The organism is Jeotgalibacillus alimentarius, from assembly GCF_000829445.1.
In the GTDB taxonomy this organism is placed as follows: Bacteria; Bacillota; Bacilli; order Bacillales; family Jeotgalibacillaceae; genus Jeotgalibacillus; species Jeotgalibacillus alimentarius.
The window spans coordinates 239,417-258,810 of sequence record NZ_JXRQ01000017.1; the positions used below are offsets into that span (position 1 = coordinate 239,417).

18 protein-coding genes are annotated in these 19,394 nt (G+C 41.2%); 13 read left to right on the plus strand and 5 right to left on the minus strand.

Annotated features, from left to right (window positions below):
* From KP77_RS08370 to KP77_RS08385, 4 genes are all read left to right on the plus strand, one after another.
* Entirely contained in the window at positions 1-1,824 is a 1,824-nt protein-coding gene (locus tag KP77_RS08370; protein ID WP_041122252.1) for an ABC transporter ATP-binding protein, read from the plus strand.
* Positions 1,825-2,069: 245 nt separating this feature from the next.
* Entirely contained in the window at positions 2,070-3,407 is a 1,338-nt protein-coding gene (locus KP77_RS08375) for a cytochrome ubiquinol oxidase subunit I (RefSeq protein WP_041122253.1), read from the plus strand.
* 101 nt (positions 3,408-3,508) lie between these two features.
* On the plus strand, positions 3,509-4,522 hold the full coding sequence (locus KP77_RS08380; protein WP_041122529.1) for a cytochrome d ubiquinol oxidase subunit II: 1,014 nt from the start codon (positions 3,509-3,511) through the stop codon (positions 4,520-4,522).
* A 63-nt stretch (positions 4,523-4,585) separates the two neighbouring features.
* Positions 4,586-5,245 carry a potassium channel family protein gene (locus tag KP77_RS08385; RefSeq protein ID WP_041122254.1) on the plus strand — a complete coding sequence of 220 codons (660 nt, stop codon included), beginning with the start codon at positions 4,586-4,588 and terminating at the stop codon, positions 5,243-5,245.
* Between the two features lie 29 nt (positions 5,246-5,274).
* On the opposite strand, the gene rnjA is transcribed toward KP77_RS08385, so the two are convergent.
* The 3 genes from rnjA to def form a co-directional block, all read right to left on the minus strand.
* Positions 5,275-6,942: a ribonuclease J1 gene (gene rnjA / locus KP77_RS08390; RefSeq protein WP_041122255.1), complete on the minus strand. Its 1,668-nt coding sequence runs from the start codon at positions 6,940-6,942 to the stop codon at positions 5,275-5,277.
* A gap of 3 nt (positions 6,943-6,945) precedes the next feature.
* Positions 6,946-7,155, minus strand: coding sequence for a DNA-dependent RNA polymerase subunit epsilon (locus KP77_RS08395; RefSeq protein WP_041122256.1), 210 nt, complete (start codon positions 7,153-7,155; stop codon positions 6,946-6,948).
* Between the two features lie 334 nt (positions 7,156-7,489).
* Positions 7,490-8,044 carry a peptide deformylase gene (gene def, locus KP77_RS08400; protein WP_041122257.1) on the minus strand — a complete coding sequence of 185 codons (555 nt, stop codon included), beginning with the start codon at positions 8,042-8,044 and terminating at the stop codon, positions 7,490-7,492.
* Between the two features lie 218 nt (positions 8,045-8,262).
* Between def and KP77_RS08405 the strand changes: the two genes are divergently transcribed.
* From KP77_RS08405 to KP77_RS08430, 6 genes are all read left to right on the plus strand, one after another.
* The gene (locus tag KP77_RS08405; RefSeq protein WP_052474043.1) at positions 8,263-8,913 is read left to right on the plus strand and encodes a YkyA family protein; all 651 of its coding nucleotides are present in this window, start codon (positions 8,263-8,265) and stop codon (positions 8,911-8,913) included.
* 397 nt (positions 8,914-9,310) lie between these two features.
* The gene (gene pdhA / locus KP77_RS08410; RefSeq protein WP_041122258.1) at positions 9,311-10,423 is read left to right on the plus strand and encodes a pyruvate dehydrogenase (acetyl-transferring) E1 component subunit alpha; all 1,113 of its coding nucleotides are present in this window, start codon (positions 9,311-9,313) and stop codon (positions 10,421-10,423) included.
* 3 nt (positions 10,424-10,426) lie between these two features.
* Positions 10,427-11,404: an alpha-ketoacid dehydrogenase subunit beta gene (locus tag KP77_RS08415; RefSeq protein ID WP_041122259.1), complete on the plus strand. Its 978-nt coding sequence runs from the start codon at positions 10,427-10,429 to the stop codon at positions 11,402-11,404.
* An 84-nt stretch (positions 11,405-11,488) separates the two neighbouring features.
* Positions 11,489-12,826: a dihydrolipoamide acetyltransferase family protein gene (locus KP77_RS08420; RefSeq protein ID WP_041122260.1), complete on the plus strand. Its 1,338-nt coding sequence runs from the start codon at positions 11,489-11,491 to the stop codon at positions 12,824-12,826.
* A gap of 4 nt (positions 12,827-12,830) precedes the next feature.
* Positions 12,831-14,240, plus strand: a complete 1,410-nt coding sequence (gene lpdA / locus KP77_RS08425) for a dihydrolipoyl dehydrogenase (protein ID WP_041122261.1) — start codon at positions 12,831-12,833, stop codon at positions 14,238-14,240.
* 121 nt (positions 14,241-14,361) lie between these two features.
* Complete coding sequence (locus tag KP77_RS08430; protein WP_041122262.1) at positions 14,362-15,219, plus strand: polysaccharide deacetylase family protein; 858 nt, start codon at positions 14,362-14,364, stop codon at positions 15,217-15,219.
* 234 nt (positions 15,220-15,453) lie between these two features.
* Here the strand turns inward: KP77_RS08430 and KP77_RS08435 are convergent, their stop codons facing one another.
* On the minus strand, positions 15,454-16,974 hold the full coding sequence (locus tag KP77_RS08435) for an aminotransferase class I/II-fold pyridoxal phosphate-dependent enzyme (RefSeq protein WP_327063113.1): 1,521 nt from the start codon (positions 16,972-16,974) through the stop codon (positions 15,454-15,456).
* A gap of 116 nt (positions 16,975-17,090) precedes the next feature.
* Here KP77_RS08435 and KP77_RS08440 point away from each other — a divergent pair, with 116 nt between their 5' ends.
* Positions 17,091-17,366, plus strand: coding sequence for a UPF0223 family protein (locus tag KP77_RS08440; protein WP_041122263.1), 276 nt, complete (start codon positions 17,091-17,093; stop codon positions 17,364-17,366).
* A 34-nt stretch (positions 17,367-17,400) separates the two neighbouring features.
* Here the strand turns inward: KP77_RS08440 and KP77_RS08445 are convergent, their stop codons facing one another.
* Positions 17,401-18,039 (minus strand): YktB family protein, encoded by a 639-nt coding sequence (locus tag KP77_RS08445; RefSeq protein ID WP_041122264.1) that lies wholly within the window; start codon positions 18,037-18,039, stop codon positions 17,401-17,403.
* 183 nt (positions 18,040-18,222) lie between these two features.
* Here KP77_RS08445 and KP77_RS08450 point away from each other — a divergent pair, with 183 nt between their 5' ends.
* On the plus strand, positions 18,223-18,423 hold the full coding sequence (locus KP77_RS08450; RefSeq protein WP_041122265.1) for a hypothetical protein: 201 nt from the start codon (positions 18,223-18,225) through the stop codon (positions 18,421-18,423).
* Between the two features lie 143 nt (positions 18,424-18,566).
* On the plus strand, positions 18,567-19,361 hold the full coding sequence (locus KP77_RS08455; RefSeq protein ID WP_041122266.1) for an inositol monophosphatase family protein: 795 nt from the start codon (positions 18,567-18,569) through the stop codon (positions 19,359-19,361).
* Positions 19,362-19,394: the final 33 nt, after the last annotated feature.

Consider the following 19,394-nt stretch of genomic DNA (forward strand, 5'->3'; position numbering starts at 1 on the left):
ATGAGCAGTGAAGCGCAAAAGAGGATTCAAAACAGATTTAAGTATTCAACAGACCAGGTCATTGAAAAGCCATTTAACTGGACCCAGCTTTGGAGATTGTTCAGATATCTGAAACCATATTCAAAAAAACTGTTGCCGTTATCGATCATCATGGTACTGATTACAACTGCGATCAGGCTGGTCATACCGATTTTGATTGGTATGTATGTAATTGATGAGGCGATTGCAGGGAAAGACGGTAATCTGCTCATGCAGCTTGTAGGAGTAATTGCCGGTCTATATATTGTGAACTATGTTGCGAACGTATTCAGAATTAAATGGATGAACATCTTAGGTCAAAGTGTGATCTATGACCTGAGAAAGCATCTATTTACTCACGTTCAGTGGCTCAGTAACAGGTTTTTTGATAAACGCTCAGCTGGTTCGATCCTGGTGAGAATCATGAATGATATTAATTCACTTCAGGAACTGTTTACAAACGGTGTCATTAATCTTCTAATGGATATTCTGATGCTGATGGGTATATTTGTTGTCTTATTTACGATCAGTCCGGAACTTGCACTTGCGGTTATGATTGTGCTGCCGGCTATGTTCCTGATCTCAACAAAACTCCGTAAAAAGATTAGAAGATCATGGCAGACAGTCCGTCTGAAGCAGTCAAAACTGAACTCCCATTTAAATGAAAGTCTTCAGGGGATGAGAATTACACAGTCCTTTACACAGGAAAAAGAGAATGCTCAATATTTTGAAGGCGTGAATAATGAAACATTTGAAAGCTGGCGGGATGCAACGAAAAAGAATGCGACATTCAGACCGCTGGTAGAAATGACAAACGCAGTTGGTTCAGCTATTTTAATCTGGTATGGTGCTACACTTATTCAGGGAGGCAGCCTTGAAATCGGGGAGTTTGTAACCTTTGCATTCCTGATCGGGATGTTCTGGGAGCCGATCTCAAGACTTGGTATGGTGTATAACCAGCTTCTTATGGGGATGGCGTCTTCAGAAAGAATTTTTGAATTTCTTGATGAGCAGCCGAATGTGGCTGAAAAGAAAGATGCGATCGAACTTAAGCAGATTAAAGGCGATGTGAAGTTTGACGGGGTTGATTTTGCTTACTCCGGTGACAGGAAAGCATTAGACGGCATCAATCTTGATATAAAAGCCGGTGAAACGATTGCGCTGGTTGGTCATACAGGATCAGGTAAAACCACAATCGCTAATATGATCACCCGTTTTTACGATCCGACTGCAGGATCAATTAAAATGGATGGTCATGATCTGCGTGATGTATCACTCAGAAGTCTCAGATCACAGATTTCAATTGTTCTTCAGGATACATTCATTTTCTCAGGAACAATTAAAGATAACATCCGTTTTGGTTTCCCGCATGCTTCTGATCAACAGCTGATAGAAGCAGCAAAAGCAGTGGGAGCTCACGGCTTTATAGAAAAGCTTCCAAAAGGATATGACACTGAAGTGGAAGAAAGAGGTAATATACTTTCAGTTGGAGAGCGTCAATTGATTTCTTTTGCCAGAGCTTTACTTGCCGATCCGAGAATCATCATTCTTGATGAAGCTACTGCGTCAATTGATACGGAGACGGAAGTGGTTATTCAAAAAGCCCTCAATACATTACTTGAAGGCAGAACGGCAGTCATTATTGCGCACCGTCTTTCAACGATCCGCGATGCAGACAGAATCTATGTATTAGATCATGGACATCTGATGGAAAGCGGTAATCATGATGAGTTAATGAAACATAAAGGAATTTATCAAGGACTTGTGCATTCACAATTTACCGTGCAGCAAAATCATGCTGGATAAGCATTTTAGCCGGAACATATATGTTCCGGTCTTTTTTCTATGCATCTGACAGTTAAAAATAGACTGAGCATCCTCATTTGAAAAAACAGAATACAAGGGATATACTGAGAATACATACTTTGTGAAGGATGTCACAAATTGTTCATGTTCAACATATCATATACGTCTTTATTATTGTAAAATGTTTGGTGAACAGTGGTATAGTAAATTTACTAGTATGAAGCTTTTTTAGGAGGGGAATCATATTGGAACTGGATGGCGTAATGCTCAGTCGGCTGTTAACAGCTTCGACTCTCATATTCCACGTTATATTCGCAACAATCGGTGTTGGTATTCCGGTCATGATTGCGATTGCTGAGTTCATTGGTCTTAAAAAAAATGACCCTCATTACTTACTGCTTGCAAGAAGATGGGCAAGAGGGTTTACAATTACAGTTGCAGTCGGGGTAGTGACAGGTACGGCAATTGGTCTGCAATTATCACTTCTGTGGCCAAGCTTTATGCAGGTGGCAGGACAGGTCATTGCACTGCCATTATTCATGGAAACATTTGCTTTCTTCTTTGAAGCAATCTTTTTAGGGATCTACCTGTATACATGGGACAGATTCAAAAACCGCTGGCTGCACTGGCTGTTAAATATTCCGATCGTGATCGGTGCATCTTTATCAGCATTTTTCATCACTACGGTAAACGCCTTTATGAATACGCCACAGGGCTTTGATATTATTGACGGGGAAACAGTCAATATCAGCCCGCTGGCTGCTATGTTCAACCCTGCAACGCCTACAAAGGTGTTTCACGTCATCACATCAAGTTATATGACGTCAGCGCTGATTTTAGCTGCTATCACGGCTTTTATTATTCTTGCGAAAAAAGGAACAGATTATCACAAGAAGGCGCTTAGACTTACAATGACAGCTGCACTGATTTTTTCAGCGGGTACTGCACTTGCAGGGGACCTGTCAGCAAAATTCCTTGCAAAAGAGCAGCCTGAAAAGCTTGCAGCTGCTGAGTGGCACTTTGAAACTGAATCAAATGCTGATCTGATCCTTTTCGGAACAATTGATGAGAATAATGAAATCAGCAATGAAATCAGAATTCCCGGCATGCTGAGCTTTCTGGCAGGTAATTCATTTGATACGGAAGTAATTGGACTGAATGAGTTTCCTGAAGAAGAACGCCCTCCGTTATGGGTTCATTATATGTTTGATATGATGGTCGGGATCGGGATGTACTCTTTATTCATTGCAGGACTGTTTGTGATGTTCATGTTCATCAAACGGTTCAATGAATTGAATAAGCTGCTCCTGATGGGGATTGTAGCGAGTGGACCGCTGGCAATGCTTGCGATTGAATTCGGCTGGATCTATGCTGAAGTCGGACGCCAGCCGTGGATTTTAAGAGGCATTATGACGGTAGATGAAGCAGCTACAACCTCCGGATCAGTCGGGATTGCATTCGGTCTCTTCCTGGCACTCTATGCAGTTCTTGGATTCTTCTGCGTGAAAGTGCTGCTGAGAATGTTCAAGAACAGACCGCCTGAAGCAGAGCTTGAAAAGCGCTTCCCTGGAGGCAGCCTGTAAGACTGATATTGAAGACAATGAGCAGGCAGATGGTGAAAGTCTTTTCCCTGATGCCTGCTTTAAAACGAATATAATAATGCCAAGGGGGAGGAATGACTGCTATGAGCTTAGAGATTATCGGGATTACAGTTTTGTGGCTGTTTTTATACGGTTACTTAATCGTTGCATCCATTGACTTTGGAGCAGGATTTTTTGCTTATTATGCAAGAGTGTCTAAAAAAGAACATATTATGAGTAAACTGATCAGCAGATATCTGTCACCGGTCTGGGAAGTAACGAACGTGTTTTTCGTATTCTTCTTTGTTGGTCTGGTCGGATTTTTTCCTGATACAGCTTACTATTATGGAACTGCCCTTTTATTACCGGGTTCAGTTGCCATTATACTCATTGCAATCAGGGGTTCATTTTATGCATTCGGTAATTATGGATCCAAGGACAGTACATTATACTTATTCTTATATGGTGCGACAGGGCTTTTAATTCCCGCTTCACTATCTACGGCATTAACGATCTCAGAAGGTGGATATTTAAGAGAAGATGAAAATGGCGTTACGTTTTTAGCGGGTGAATTGTTCACAAGTCCATATTCATGGAGTGTTGTATTTCTTGCAATTGTCTCTGTATTATATATCAGTGCGAGCTTTTTAACTTATTATGCAGATCGTGCAGAAGATTATGATTCAAGGGCGATTATGAGAAAGTTTGCCCTTTTTTGGGGCGCACCCACCATTATCGCAAGTTTAATGGTTTTTGCCGGACTGCGTTCGCACAATGGTGAACACTTTGAGAGGGCGCTTGATCTATGGTGGATGTTTGGTTTATCACTTGTATTCTTCCTGATCGCAGGCTACCTGATTTTCAAGAAAAAGAATTATGGAACGGCATTTCTCATGGTCATGCTCCAATTTTTCTTTGCATTTTTCGGATATGGCGCTTCTCACTTACCGTATATCCTTTATCCGTTTATCACAGTGGAAGGCAGTGTTGTGAATGAAACGATGGGTATCGCACTGGTTACTGTGTTTATATTAGGGCTGTGCCTGCTGATTCCATCTCTATACCTGCTAATGAGACTATTCCTCTTTGATGCAGATTATGTAAAAGGGAAAAAATAAGCTCTTTTTCTGAATTTCCCTGTGCTAAAATGAAAGTAAGGACACGACAGTGGGGGAAACAACGTGAAAAAAGAATTTGTAGTTATTGGACTCGGCCGCTTTGGCGGCAGTATCGTCCGTGAATTAGTTGAACAGGGTATGGAAGTAATGGCCATTGATAAATTTGAGGATAAGGTGGATGAATTCTCCCAGATTGCGACACACGCAGTAATGGCAGATTCAACAGATGAAGCAGCATTAAGAAGCCTTGGAATCAGAAACTTTGATCATGTCATTGTAGCAATAGGAGATGACATTCAGGCAAGTATCCTGACGACGCTGATGCTGAAAGAAATCGGCGTTAAGAAAATCACTGTAAAAGCACAAAACGACTATCATGAAAAAGTATTGGAACGGATCGGGGCAGATAAAGTTGTTCACCCTGAGAGAGATATGGGAAAAAGAATTGCTCATAACATCGTTTCAAACAATGTGCTGGATTATCTCGAACTTTCAGATGAGCATTCTATCGTGGAGATTGCAGCAAACAGTCTTCTGATCGGAAACTCAATCATAGAACTAGATATTCGTGCAAAGTACGGTATTAATATTGTAGCCATTAAAAGAGGCGATGATATTATTGTGTCGCCGCAGGCCAATGATGTGATACAAAAAGGAGACATCCTGATTGTAATCGGGGCAGATAATGACATTAACCGTTTTGAAAAACGCGTTATGCAGTAAAAAAAGCTGAGACATTGTCTCAGCTTTTTTCATACCTCCATAATAATCGGCAGGATCATTGGGCGGCGTTTCGTTTTTTCATATAGGAATGGCTCAAGTGTATCAGTAATTTCATTTTTGATCTCTGACCACTGGCTTGTCTTATTTGCAAGCACTTTATTCAGGTGCTTATAAAGAAGATGCTGTGCCTGGTTAATCAGTTCTCCGGATTCTCTCATATAAACAAATCCGCGGGAGATCAGATCAGGACCTGAAGCAATCTTATGATCATTCAGATTCAGGCTGACAACTACAACAACAAGTCCTTCTTCTGAAAGGACGCGACGGTCTCTAAGGACGATATTGCCGATGTCTCCAATACCGCTGCCATCAATATATACATTGCCGGACGGAATTTTCCCCGCAATCGCAGCTTCGTGACTGCCAAGTGCCAAAACATCACCGTTTTCCATGAGGAAGCAATTTTCTTCAGGAACTCCACAATCCACAGCGAGGCTTGCATGCATTTTCTGCATTCTGTATTCCCCGTGGATCGGCATGAAAAATTTCGGTTTTATCAGTCGAAGCATCAGCTTCTGTTCTTCCTGGGAACCGTGTCCTGAAGTATGGATATTATTTAATGATCCATGGATCACGTTAGCTCCTGCACGGTATAACAGGTTGATTGTACGGTTAACGCTGATTGTATTACCCGGAATTGGTGAAGATGAGAATACTACAGTGTCACCAGGAATAATCTGAATCTGACGGTGAGTACCGTTCGCGATCCTTGAAAGGGCCGCCATAGGTTCACCCTGACTTCCTGTACATAAAATGACTACTTTGTCAGCAGGCATTCTGTTCAGCGTATGTGCATCAATAAACGTATCTTTAGGAGCATTGATATACCCTAATTCATGACCAATATTAATAGCATTGTCCATGCTTCTTCCGAATACTGCGACTTTACGTCCGTATTTAACAGCTGATTCAACGACCTGCTGCAGACGGTAAATATTAGAGGCGAAGGTTGCAAAAATGATACGTCCATTTACAGTCTGGAAAATATCATCGATGCTTTCACCGACTTTACGTTCAGATAAAGTAAAGTTTGGTACTTCACTGTTTGTACTGTCAGAAAGAAGTGCAAGAACACCTTCTTTACCGATCTCAGCCATCTTTGTCAGATTAGCCGGATCCCCAACAGGTGTAAAGTCAAACTTAAAATCGCCGGTATGAACAATATTGCCTGGCGGGGTTTTCACAACAACACCGAATGAATCAGGAATACTGTGGGTAGTGCGGAAAAAGCTGACCGCTGTTTTACGGAATTTGATTACATCATCTTCATCTATTGTATGAAGACGTGTTGATCGTAAAAGACCGTGTTCTTCAAGCTTGTTTTTCAATAGACCAAGCGCAAGTTTTCCGCCGTATACCGGTACATTTACCTGGCGAAGCAGATAAGGAATTCCGCCAATATGGTCTTCGTGACCGTGAGTAATAAATAAACCTTTAATTTTATCCAGGTTTTTCTCAAGATATGTGTAATCCGGAATTACATAATCAATTCCAAGAAGTTCATCTTCAGGGAATTTAATGCCGGCATCGATCAGGATAATTTCATCCTGAAACTGAACGCCATAAGTGTTTTTTCCGATTTCTCCAAGACCGCCGAGGGCAAACACAGCAGTCTGGTCATTTTTAACAAATTTCATCTATTAAAACTGTTCCAGCTGATAGTTTTGGTGATTTTGCTCGTATTCTAAATATTTGCCCTCTAGCTTTTGTACAAATTCAATGTTAAAACCATGTCCGCTGAGCTTCTTACGTACTTCCTCTTCAGTTTCAGCTTCGATATACATCGCTTTCGTTTTTTCACGTACTGGTACCTCTGATGCTACTTCCTGATAATAAACTTTAAAAATCATGTAAATCTCTCCTCCATATCATTACTAAAAAAGCGCAGTCATAGCGCTTTAATTATCGTGTTTGGTCCCCGATTCAGGGGTTTATAAATAATTATGATCATTTATAAGCAAATTTATAATACCCTGTTAAATAAAGAACAGCCCTCCTGATTGTGAAGGGCTTACAGGGGCTCAGGCAATCATCTTTTTACGCAACATGTCTCTCCACTGTCGTGCAAGCTTTTTCTTAAGCTTCTTCAACATGGCGGATCACTCCTTATCATTATCATAACGCGGAATGAGTGATCTGTAAAGATAAGGTTCTTGACATATAAGATGAAAAACGTTATTAGTTTTATCTTTCTAATGGAACAGCTCCATCCGGTTCTTTGAAAGGATCATTTGAATCAATATGGTCATAAAACATAATTCCGTTCAGGTGATCAATTTCATGTTGTGCTGCTACAGCAGCAAGTCCTTTAAGACGGAATTTAAGTTCTGCGCCATCGGCACCGATTCCCCGGATTGTTACCCGTGCATAACGTGGTACATAACCTGGAATATTTTCATCTACAGACAGGCACCCTTCCCCGGAAGTAAGGTATGTTTTATCAACTGAATGACTGATAATTTTAGGATTGGCCATACTAAAGCTGTATGATTTGCCGTTATCGTCCTGTATATGAAGCGCAAATATCTGTTTAGACACATTAATCTGCGGAGCTGCCAGGCCGATTCCCGGGCGCAACTTGTACTCATCGGCCATCTCCGGGTCCTGGCTGTTTTTAATATATTCAAGAAGTGAAGCCATCACAGCCTTATCTTCATCACTTAGAGGGAGGCTGACTTTTTCAGCTTTTTCTCTGAGTACAGGATGGCCATCACGAACAATATCTTTCATCGTAATCATTTTACTTTCCTCCCGAACAAATTCATTATAAGCATTATCATATCAGATATAATGGTTGAAAAAAATTACTAAGTCTGAAAAATGCCATGATACGATCACATTAGACAACTTTCATTCAATATATAACATTAACCGGAGATAAATGGGTAAAAAAGATTGAAGTTTGCCGTAATCACAGATATGATATTAAGTGTTATTATTCAAGGGGGTTACATTAAGTGAAAACATACATAGCAGGCGCTTTTTGTTTTTCAGCTATTCTGCTTTCCGGGTGTGTATTCGGTACACCTGCAGAAGAAGAAATCAGCGAAAAACTGGAAGCTGCTGTAGCAGCAGAAGAAGGATATGTGAGTGCGCAGAATGATCTGCGTGATCTGGAAACAGAAGAACAGCAATTATATGATGAGATTATGGCTCTCAGTATGGAAGAGTTTGAACAGATCAACACATTAGCTGATGATGCATTAAGCAATCTCGATACACGTGAAGAAAAGCTTAGTGAAGAAAGAGAAGCAATCAGCAGTTCTGAAGAAGAGTTCGGCGAAGTGGAAAGTCTGGTAGCAGACATAGATTCAGAAGAACTTCAACAGCACGTAGAAACGATGATTGATACGATGAATAACAGATACTCAGCACACGATGAATTATCAACGGCTTATGAGGATGGACTTCAGTTGAATCGTGAACTTTATGAAATGCTTAAAAATGAAGAGCTTAAACTTGAAGAGCTTGAACAGCAGGTTACAAAAATAAACGATCAGAATGCTGTGATTATAGAAGCGAATACTGAGTTTAACGATTTAACAAATGAATATAATGATCTTAAGGCCGAATTTTATAATATGGCAGAACTGAACACTGAAGAGTAGACAATTGTCTGCTCTTTTTTAATTTGCCGGTCAGCTCCGCGATAATCATCACCTTCAACAGAGTCTACAATAAAACTCACATCAGCCTTATAACAGTTTTGTTTTTACATCATTAATATAGTACAGATGCATATAGAATTAATACAGTTTCATGTTTCTGTGTAAAAAAATAACTGAAATAAAACCGTCAAAACTTTATGATTGACGTTATATCAGCTGTCATGTAGAATTTATTTCGTAAACTGTATTAATGTTTTTAAGGAAATGATTGATACAGATAAAAAGAATTTAGAACTTTAGGTTTTTTACCACTGGATTTGTGGAAAAATATAAAGTAATTGTGTTCTGAAGAAGAATACGAACGAATTTGACAAAACCGAAAGGATAGGTGGATTACATGGCTTCTAAAAAGAAGACACCATTCGATGCTGTAAAAGTATTAGAACAGATCGAAGACAAGTTTGAAATGTTCCAGATTCTTGACGAAGAAGGAAAAGTAGTGAATGAAGATGCAATGCCGGAACTGAGTGACGAGCAGCTTCAGGAATTAATGAGCCGTATGGTTTATACACGTATTCTTGACCAGCGTTCTATCTCTTTAAACCGCCAGGGACGCTTAGGATTTTATGCGCCGACTGCAGGTCAGGAAGCATCACAGATTGCTTCACACTATGCACTTGAAAAAGAAGATTGGGTAGTGCCGGGTTACCGTGATGTGCCTCAGATTATCTGGCATGGCCTTCCACTTGCTCAGGCATTCTTATTCTCAAGAGGTCACTTCAAGGGGAATCATTCTCCAGAGGGTGTTAATGTACTTCCACCGCAAATCATTATCGGTGCTCAATATGTTCAGACTGCAGGTATTGCGCTTGGACTTAAAAAGCGTGGTAAAGATTCTGTAGCGATTACTTACACTGGTGACGGTGGATCTTCACAGGGTGATTTCTATGAAGGAATCAACTTTGCAGGTTCATATAATGCGCCTGCCATCTTTGTTGTGCAGAATAACCAATTTGCGATCTCAACACCTCGTGATAAGCAGACAAAAGGTAAGACAATTGCACAGAAAGCTGTATCTGCAGGAATCCCGGGGATCCTTGTAGATGGTATGGATCCACTTGCTGTATATGCAGCTACTAAAGAAGCGCGTGACCGTGCAGTAGCAGGAGAAGGTCCTTCACTGATTGAGACACTTTGCTACCGTTATGGCCCTCATACAATGGCTGGTGATGATCCGACCCGCTACCGTACAGATGACATGGATACAGAGTGGGAAAAGAAAGATCCTCTAGTGCGTTTCCGTAAGTTCCTTGAAGAAAAAGGACTATGGAGTGAAGAAAAAGAAAATGAAGTAATCGAAAAAGCTAAAGAGGAAATTAAAGCTGCAATCAAAGAAGCTGATGATACTCCTAAGCAGAAGGTTACTGATCTCATGGAAATCATGTATGAAGAAATGCCTAATAACCTTAACGAACAGTATGAAATTTATAAAGAGAAGGAGTCGAAGTAAGCCATGGCACAAATGACAATGATTCAGGCAATTACAGATGCACTCCGGACAGAACTTAAAAATGACGAAAATGTTCTTGTGTTCGGTGAAGACGTTGGTAATAACGGAGGCGTATTCCGTGCAACTGAAGGTCTGCAAAAAGAATTTGGTGAAGATCGTGTATTTGATACACCGCTTGCAGAGTCAGGTATCGGCGGTCTTGCGATTGGTTTAGCACTTGAAGGGTACCGTCCAGTACCTGAAATTCAGTTCTTCGGCTTCGTATTTGAAGTAATGGACTCGGTGAGTGGACAGATGGCACGTATGAGATACCGCAGCGGCGGTAAATACAGTTCACCGATCACAATCCGTTCTCCATTCGGCGGTGGTGTTCACACGCCTGAACTGCACGCAGATTCTCTTGAAGGTCTGATGGCACAGCAGCCTGGACTGAAGGTTGTAATTCCTTCAACTCCTACTGATGCAAAAGGTCTTCTGATCTCGGCTATCCGTGATAACGATCCGGTTATTTTCCTTGAGCACATGAAACTTTACCGTTCATTCCGTGAAGATGTACCTGAAGAAGAGTACACAATTGAAATTGGTAAAGCTGATGTAAAGCGTGAAGGAACTGACCTGACAATCGTAACTTACGGTGCAATGGTTCACGAATCACTGAAAGCTGCTGACCAGCTAGAAAAAGACGGCCACTCTGTAGAGGTAATTGACCTTCGTACAATTCAGCCGCTTGATATTGAAACAATCATTAAATCAGTTGAGAAGACAAACCGTGCAATCGTTGTACAGGAAGCTCAAAAGCAGGCTGGTATTGCAGCGAGTGTAGTAGCTGAAATCAACGACCGTGCGATCCTTAGCCTAGAAGCACCGGTGCTGCGTGTAGCAGCTGCTGATACTGTATTCCCGTTCTCACAGGCTGAATCAGTATGGCTGCCAAATGCTAAAGATGTAGTGGAAACAGCTAAAAAAGTACTTGAATTTTAATGTGTAAAACGGAGAAAATTCTCCGTTTTACCTTTTCATAAACGCATGTAATAAAGAAAATTCCTAACCAGGAGGGTGAAAACATTGTCATTCGAATTTAAACTACCTGATATCGGTGAAGGTATTCACGAAGGTGAAATTGTAAAGTGGTTTATCAGTGTTGGAGATAAAGTAGAAGAAGATGACGTGCTATGTGAGGTTCAAAACGACAAAGCCGTTGTAGAAATTCCGTCTCCTGTTGCAGGAACTGTAGAAGAAATTCTTGTTGATGAAGGTACAGTAGCTGTAGTAGGTGATACGTTGATTAAGCTTGACGCACCGGGCTATGAAAATCTTCAATTTAAAGGTTCTGACAGCAGCGACAGCAAGAAAGAAGAAGCTAAAGAAGAACCTAAGGAAGAGCCAAAAGAAGAAAAGCAGGAATCAGCTGAAGCATCTGATGACAGCAGTGAAGCAGCAGTTGCCAAGCCTCAGGAAGACGTAGATCCTGACCGCCGCGTGATCGCTATGCCGTCAGTACGGAAATATGCACGTGATAACGATGTAGACATTCGTTATGTATCCGGGTCAGGCAAAAACGGCCGCGTATCAAAAGAAGATATCGATGCATATCTGAAAGGTGATACTGCTGATGCTAAAGCTGATAGCACTGAACAATCTTCTGATCAGAAAGAAGAAAAGTCAGCGCCTAAAGCTTCTGCTCCGGCTCCAGAGGGTGAATTCCCTGAAACACGTGAGAAGATGAGCGGAATGAGAAAAGCAATTGCTAAAGCAATGGTTAACTCTAAGCATACTGCACCACACGTAACGCTGATGGATGAAGTGGATGTAGAAAAGCTTGTTGCTCACCGTAAGAAGTTCAAGGAAATCGCACTGGAGAAGAATGTTAAGCTTACGTTCCTTCCTTATGTTGTGAAAGCTCTTGTATCTGCACTTCGTGAGTACCCTGTTCTTAATACAATGCTTGACGATGAAGCACAGGAAATTGTACAGAAGCACTATTACAATATCGGTATTGCTGCTGATACAGAAAAAGGACTTGTTGTACCGGTCGTTAAGCATGCAGACCGTAAGTCTGTATTTGGTATTTCTGATGAAATCAATCAGCTTGCAGGAAAAGCACGTGACGGTAAACTTTCAGGTGATGAAATGAAGGGTGCGTCATGCACAATCACAAATATCGGTTCAGCAGGTGGACAGTGGTTCACACCTGTTATTAACCACCCTGAAGTTGCAATTCTGGGAATTGGACGTATTGCAGAAAAGCCGGTAGTAAAAAATGGTGAAATTGTAGCGGCTCCTGTGTTAGCATTATCATTGAGCTTCGATCACCGTATGATTGATGGTGCTACAGCACAAAATGCGTTAAACCACATCAAACGTTTATTGAACGATCCAGAACTTTTACTAATGGAGGCGTAAAACAATGGTAGTAGGAGATTTCCCAATCGAAACAGATACTCTCGTTATCGGATCAGGTCCTGGAGGTTATGTAGCTGCAATCCGTGCAGCTCAGCTTGGACAAAAGGTTACAATTGTTGAGAAAGAAAACCTGGGCGGAGTCTGCCTGAACGTAGGTTGTATCCCATCTAAAGCAATGATCTCAATCGGTCATCGTTATGAGCATGCAAAAGGCTCAGAAGATATGGGTATTGTTGCTGAAAGTGTAAAAATTAACTTTGATAAAGCCCAGGAATGGAAAGCCGGAGTAGTGAAAAAGCTTACTGGCGGTGTTGAAGGGCTTCTTAAAGGCAATAAAGTAGAAATTGTACGCGGAGAAGCATACTTCGTGGACAGCGAAACAGTAAAAGTAATGGATGAAAAGAATTCTCAAACTTACAAGTTTAAGAATGCGATCGTGGCTACAGGTTCACGCCCGATTGAAATTCCATCATTTAAGTTCTCTAAGCGCGTGCTTGATTCAACAGGCGCACTTGCACTGAAAGAAATTCCTAAAAAGCTTGTGGTTATTGGTGGAGGATACATCGGTACTGAGCTGGGAACAGCTTACGCTAACATGGGATCAGAAGTAACAATTCTTGAAGGTGCTGACGATATTCTTGGTGGATTCGAAAAGCAGATGACTTCAGTTGTTAAAAAAGGTCTTAAGAAAAAAGGCGTTGATGTCATTACAAAAGCAATGGCTAAAGGCGTTGAAGAATCAGAAGACGGCGTAAAAGTATCCTATGAAGCAAAAGGCGAAGAAGTATCAATTGATGCTGATTATGTTCTTGTTACAGTAGGCCGTCGTCCAAACACTGATGAAATTGGTCTTGATCAGGTTGGAATTGAGATGACTGATAAAGGCATCATCAAGACTGACAAGCAGTGCCGCACAAGTGTTGAAAACATTTATGCAATTGGTGACATTGTTGACGGACCACCGCTTGCACACAAGGCATCTTACGAAGGAAAAATCGCTGCTGAAGTAATCGGTGGAGAGAAATCTGAAGTAGATTACCTTGCAATTCCTGCTGTATGCTTCACAGATCCTGAACTTGCAACAGTTGGCTACAATGAAGCACAGGCTAAAGAAGAAGGAATTGAAGTGAACGCTGCTAAATTCCCATTCGGAGCGAATGGACGTGCACTTGCTCTTAACCAGACTGAAGGTTTTGTTAAGCTGGTAACACGTAAAGAAGATGGATTGATCATTGGTGCTCAGATTGCCGGAGACGGTGCTTCTGATATGATCGCAGAGCTTGGTCTGGCAATTGAAGCAGGTATGACTGCTGAAGATGTTGCAATGACGATCCACGCTCACCCGACTCTTGGTGAAATTTCAATGGAAGCTGCAGAAGTAGCTCTTGGAACACCAATTCACATCGTAAAATAATACCAAAAGAGCTGTGCTAAATTGCACAGCTCTTTTTAAAATTGTCATAGTTTAAGTCTTTAGCATGCCTCTGCGTATGTTACAATCACTACATACATATATTGAAAGGTGAGGTTATTCTTTGAAGATTTATGCACCAGCGGCTATATCAGCAGTTTTATTACTTGCTGCATGCAGCTCAGATGAAGCAGCTCAAACTGAAGATCAGAATCAGGAAGCAGTGGCTGCAGAAGAAAATACGGAAGAAACAATTCAAGAAGAGACAGAAGTGCTTGAAGAGACTGAGGAAGTAGAAGAGGCTGAACCTGAGGAGCAGGAAGAGATCCCTGAAGAAAAAGTTGAAACGCTGTATGAAATCAATGAAGCCAACTGGTCAGTGACGCCAATTAGTGACGCACCTGAAAACGTAGTGCTTCTTACATTTGATGATGCGCCGGATCAGCATGCTGTAGAGATGGCTCAGAAACTTAATGAAGCGGATGCTCCGGCTATCTTTTTCGTAAACGGCCATTTCCTTGATACACCGGAAGAAGAAGAAATGCTGAAAGAAATTCACGAGCTTGGTTTCCCGATCGGTAATCATACATACAGTCACCCGAATATGCGGGATCTGACTGAAGAAGAGCAGCGTGAAGAAATTATTTCTTTAAGTGACCGTGTAGAAGATATCATCGGAGAACGCCCGAAATTTTTCAGAGCGCCATTTGGAGCGAATACAGATTTTTCTGAAGCACTTGCCAAAGAAGAGGGAATGGTACTCATGAATTGGACCTACGGATATGATTGGGAAGCTGATTATCAAAATGCTGAAGCACTGACTGATATTATGGTTAATACTGAATATTTATCTTCAGGAGCAAATCTGCTGATGCATGATCGTACATGGACAAACGAGGCAATACTGGGTATTGTTGAAGGACTGAGAGCGAAAGACTTCACGATGGTTGACCCTAAAACAATCAAAGGATATCTGGACTAATTAGAGTGGCGCTTATGCGTCACTTTTTGTTGCCTGAAAAATAAACTGAATATTCTTCTTTTAAAAAGGGGATTGTATTTTTTATCCTTGAAGGTTAAAATAAAAAGGAAGCGCTTACAAGCATATGGGGATGGGAGTAAGCTGATCGGATGAGCAATCATATAAACTCGTCATGAATAATAAGGGAAGAAAAAGCTGATGCGAAATGCATCAGCTTTTTATCATTATAAGGTTTTATCTGATTGCGCGGTGTTCTTTAATCACGCGCAGTTTAGTCAATGTTTCATCCTGTGGCCCCTGAACAGGAAGACCGGCCTCAATATTCTCGTGAATATATCTCAGGTTATCGTCTGTAATAATCTCACCCGGAATAAAGATCGGAATACCAGGTGGATAAACCATAATGAATTCTGCACAAACTCTGCCTGCTGTTTCATCAAGAGGAAGCAGTTCTGTATCTGCGTAAAACGCTTCGCGCGGTGTGACTGCTAATAGTGGAATATCCGGCAAAATGACTTCAGGTACTGCCTGTCTGCTGTCATGTCTGAACTCTTTGGAAAGTGCATGAATGGCTTTTACAAGAATATCAGCTTCATATTGCGTATCACCAGGTGTCACGATACATAGAATGTTATATAGATCAGACAGTTCTACTTCGAGGTTATAATGCTCTCTCAGCCAGACTTCAGCCTGATAACCTGTGATGCCAAGCTCTTTAATCGAAATAATAATTTTAGTCGGATCATAATCAAATGTGGCAGGCGTGCCTAAAATTTCACTGCCGATACATTTGATCTGTTCGATTTCACTAAGGCGCTTTCTAATATTTTCAGCGAGGTGTATTGACTGAGTAATCAGTTCCTTGCCTTCAATGGCTAATCTTCTTCTGGCAGTATCAAGAGATGCCAGAAGCGGATAAGAGGTTGAAGTTGTCGTCAGCATACTGAGTATCGACTGAACCCGTTTGGGTGAGACAAGCCCTTCTTTCACATTTAAAACAGAACTCTGTGTCATAGAGCCGCCCAGCTTGTGTACGCTTGTTGCAGCCATATCAGCACCAGCCTGCATAGCAGAAGCAGGAAGTCTGTCGTGAAAGTGAATGTGTACGCCGTGAGCTTCATCGACCAGTACAGGAACCTGATGGTCATGTGCAATTTTTACAATTTCTTTCAGATCAGCAGCAATGCCGAAATAGGTCGGATTAATAACCAGCACACCTTTTGCATCAGGGTGCTGTTCGAGTGCGTGAGCAACAGATATTGGTGTAATGCCATGGGAGATACCAAGTTCTTTATCAACCTCAGGGTGAATAAAGATTGGGATTGCTCCACAAAAAACGATTGCAGACATAACTGATTTATGAACGTTTCTTGGTACGATTATTTTCTCGCCCGGACCACAGACGCTCATAACCATTGTCATGATTGCACCGCTTGTCCCCTGAACAGAGAAATACGTATGATCTGCGCCAAATGCTTTGGCAGCGAGGTCCTGGGCATCTTTAATCAAGGACTTCGGCTGATGAAGATCATCGAGTGGTGCGATATTGATTAAGTCTATAGATAATATATTTTCACCCGCGAAAGCTCTGAATTCAGGATCCATTCCGGCACCTTTTTTATGGCCGGGTATATGAAACTGAACCGGGTTCCGCTCTGCGTGTTTTTTTAATCCAGTGAATAATGGTGTATCATGCTGAGTTAAAGTATGGTCTTTTCTCTCCACATTAAGCAGAGATGAAGGTGTATTGGACAATTGAAAATTCACCTCATTAACGGTATTGTTATCTAAAGAAGGATAACAGAAGAATTATAGCATTTCACCACATAAAAAGAAATATAAGAGTACGTGTCAGAAAGGAAGTTTATTTTATGGAATACCAATACCCACTGTCAATGGACTGGTCAACTGAGGAAATCATTGATGCAGTTAAATTTTATGAAGCAGTAGAAAAAGCATATGAAAAGTCAATTGAGAGAGAAGAGTTTATGAATTATTATAAGCGCTTCAAAGAAATTGTCCCGGGTAAAGCTGAAGAAAAGACAATTGATAGAGAGTTTCAGGAAATGAGCGGCTATTCGATCTTCAGGACACAAAAGAAGGCAAGAGAAAGCGCGCCTGGAGATAAAATTTCTATGACAAAATAAAAGAATGGTAAGTGCATGCGCACTTACCATTCTTCTATAACGCCTGCTGAACGCGGGCACCCATTTTATATAATGGCATCAGCTCTTTCCAGGTCTTAGAAATCAACTGAATCAGCTCCTCTTTTGACAATTTGGCTGCTTCAGCTGCTTCGATTCTTCTGCCTGCAAGAAACTCTGCTTTTTTTACATTTTCAAACCTTTCAAGTGCATGTAACACATCGCCTTCGTTCATTTCGCTAATTTTTTTAGCATCTTTCTTTGTATGGTCAATGCTGATATAACCATCCTCAGGCAGTATCTTCATCACATCATCGAGGTTTTCTATTATTGTTTTTGCGATATTTTCCTTCTCAGGCAATTCGTAAATAAATGCAGTCCAGATAAATAAGTGATCATCCCAGAGGCCGAACTGGAAATGCGGCATTTTTTTATACCCTCTTTTACTTGGTGCAGCAGCCATCCAGGTATCGTTTGGCGGATTCACGGAACGTCTGGCATGCCTTGCGATATGGAGATGCATTTCTTCATCCGTCAGATCTGACAGAGCGGGAACTACCTGTTCTCCGATCTCCTGAAACTTTGGCTGAATGTGGGACCGGATGCCTTCCATCCGCTCATCTAAACCTTCAATATTGAATACTTCAAAATCTTTTTCACTGAAATAGCCAGTCATGAACAACCCTCCGTTGTGTTTTAAAACAGTTTAATCAGTTTGAGCTCTGCTTAAAGTGGCTATAATACATGTAACAGGCCGCCTGAAACTTTATTTATTCTAGCACAGATGAAGTTTGTGAATAAACTGATTTGAATTGAATAAACTGCTTTAAACACAATATTTTGAGAGGAGTGGAAGGGTATGAAGCAGGTCATCCAGGTAACCAGAAAAAGAGATTATATACAGGAAAGGCTCGCAGTGCTCAGAATGGAGCTTGATTATGAGCTTGCAGTATTGTTTGAAGCAATGGAACTTGAAAATAAAACAGAGATCGACAGTGTAAAAGAAAGGCTTTCATTAATCCGGCATGAAATGAATGAATTGGGCGGTTTCTCAAAATGAAACATTCAGTACTAAGTTTGTATCAGCAACGCTAAGACGAACGCTTAACCAATGAGCGTTCGTCTTAGCGTTGCTTTACAGTTGATAATAAAAAAAGAATCTAATACAGTTTAACTATGTTGTCTCATATAGGAGGAAGTTTTATGGAGGAGAATTGGAATGACATTGATCAATTCACTAAAAGTTCAATAAAAGAAGCAGGAAGTAAGATCATTGATTCATTTGATGAAGTGTTAAAGATACAGACTAAAAGCAATGTCAATGATCTGGTCACTAATATGGATAAACAGATTGAAAAATATTTTGTTGAGAAAATAAAAGATCATTATCCAACGCACAGAGTACTTGGTGAAGAAGGCTTTGGTGATCAGGTGGAAGACACAGCCGGAACAGTCTGGATTATTGACCCGATTGATGGGACGATGAACTTTGTCCATCAGCAGAGAAATTTTGCGATATCGATCGGGATCTTTCATGAAGGTGTCGGTATGCTCGGCTATATCTATGATGTTGTAGCTGACGAGTTGTATCATGCACGTAAGGGGCAGGGAGCATACCTTAATGAAGAAAGACTTTCTCAACTCGGAGAAGTTCCGGTTGAAGAAGCTATTCTTTCGATCAATGCTACCTGGCTAGTGCCGAATAAAAAGGTAAATCATGAACAATTCGCATCGCTGGTCAGAAGAGTCCGCGGGACAAGGTCTTATGGCTCTGCTGCCATCGAACTGGCATACATTGCAGCCGGCCGTCTGGATGGTTACCTGACAATGAGGCTTTCTCCGTGGGATTTTGCAGGAGGTAAGGTACTGATCGAAGAAGTGGGAGGCACGATCACTGACCTTAAAGGAAACGACCTTTCACTGGTCGAAAATTCCCCCGTATTCGCAGGAAATCCGGCCGTCCACAGCGAAGTGCTGGACAAATATTTAAAACATTAGCTTGCTGTTCAGTGCAAAGCTAACAAAAAAGCT

What these genes read in the sequence shown, in the direction of transcription:
- KP77_RS08395 (WP_041122256.1), bottom strand. Translation starts at nt 7,155, where the DNA reads ATGATTTTTAAAGTTTATTATCAGGAAGTAGCATCAGAGGTACCAGTA.
- KP77_RS08445 (WP_041122264.1), bottom strand. Translation starts at nt 18,039, where the DNA reads ATGACTGGCTATTTCAGTGAAAAAGATTTTGAAGTATTCAATATTGAA.
- rnjA (WP_041122255.1), bottom strand. Translation starts at nt 6,942, where the DNA reads ATGAAATTTGTTAAAAATGACCAGACTGCTGTGTTTGCCCTCGGCGGT.
- KP77_RS08440 (WP_041122263.1), top strand. Translation starts at nt 17,091, where the DNA reads ATGGAATACCAATACCCACTGTCAATGGACTGGTCAACTGAGGAAATC.
- lpdA (WP_041122261.1), top strand. Translation starts at nt 12,831, where the DNA reads ATGGTAGTAGGAGATTTCCCAATCGAAACAGATACTCTCGTTATCGGA.
- KP77_RS08415 (WP_041122259.1), top strand. Translation starts at nt 10,427, where the DNA reads ATGGCACAAATGACAATGATTCAGGCAATTACAGATGCACTCCGGACA.
- KP77_RS08450 (WP_041122265.1), top strand. Translation starts at nt 18,223, where the DNA reads ATGAAGCAGGTCATCCAGGTAACCAGAAAAAGAGATTATATACAGGAA.
- pdhA (WP_041122258.1), top strand. Translation starts at nt 9,311, where the DNA reads ATGGCTTCTAAAAAGAAGACACCATTCGATGCTGTAAAAGTATTAGAA.
- KP77_RS08370 (WP_041122252.1), top strand. Translation starts at nt 1, where the DNA reads ATGAGCAGTGAAGCGCAAAAGAGGATTCAAAACAGATTTAAGTATTCA.
- KP77_RS08380 (WP_041122529.1), top strand. Translation starts at nt 3,509, where the DNA reads ATGAGCTTAGAGATTATCGGGATTACAGTTTTGTGGCTGTTTTTATAC.
- KP77_RS08455 (WP_041122266.1), top strand. Translation starts at nt 18,567, where the DNA reads ATGGAGGAGAATTGGAATGACATTGATCAATTCACTAAAAGTTCAATA.
- def (WP_041122257.1), bottom strand. Translation starts at nt 8,044, where the DNA reads ATGATTACGATGAAAGATATTGTTCGTGATGGCCATCCTGTACTCAGA.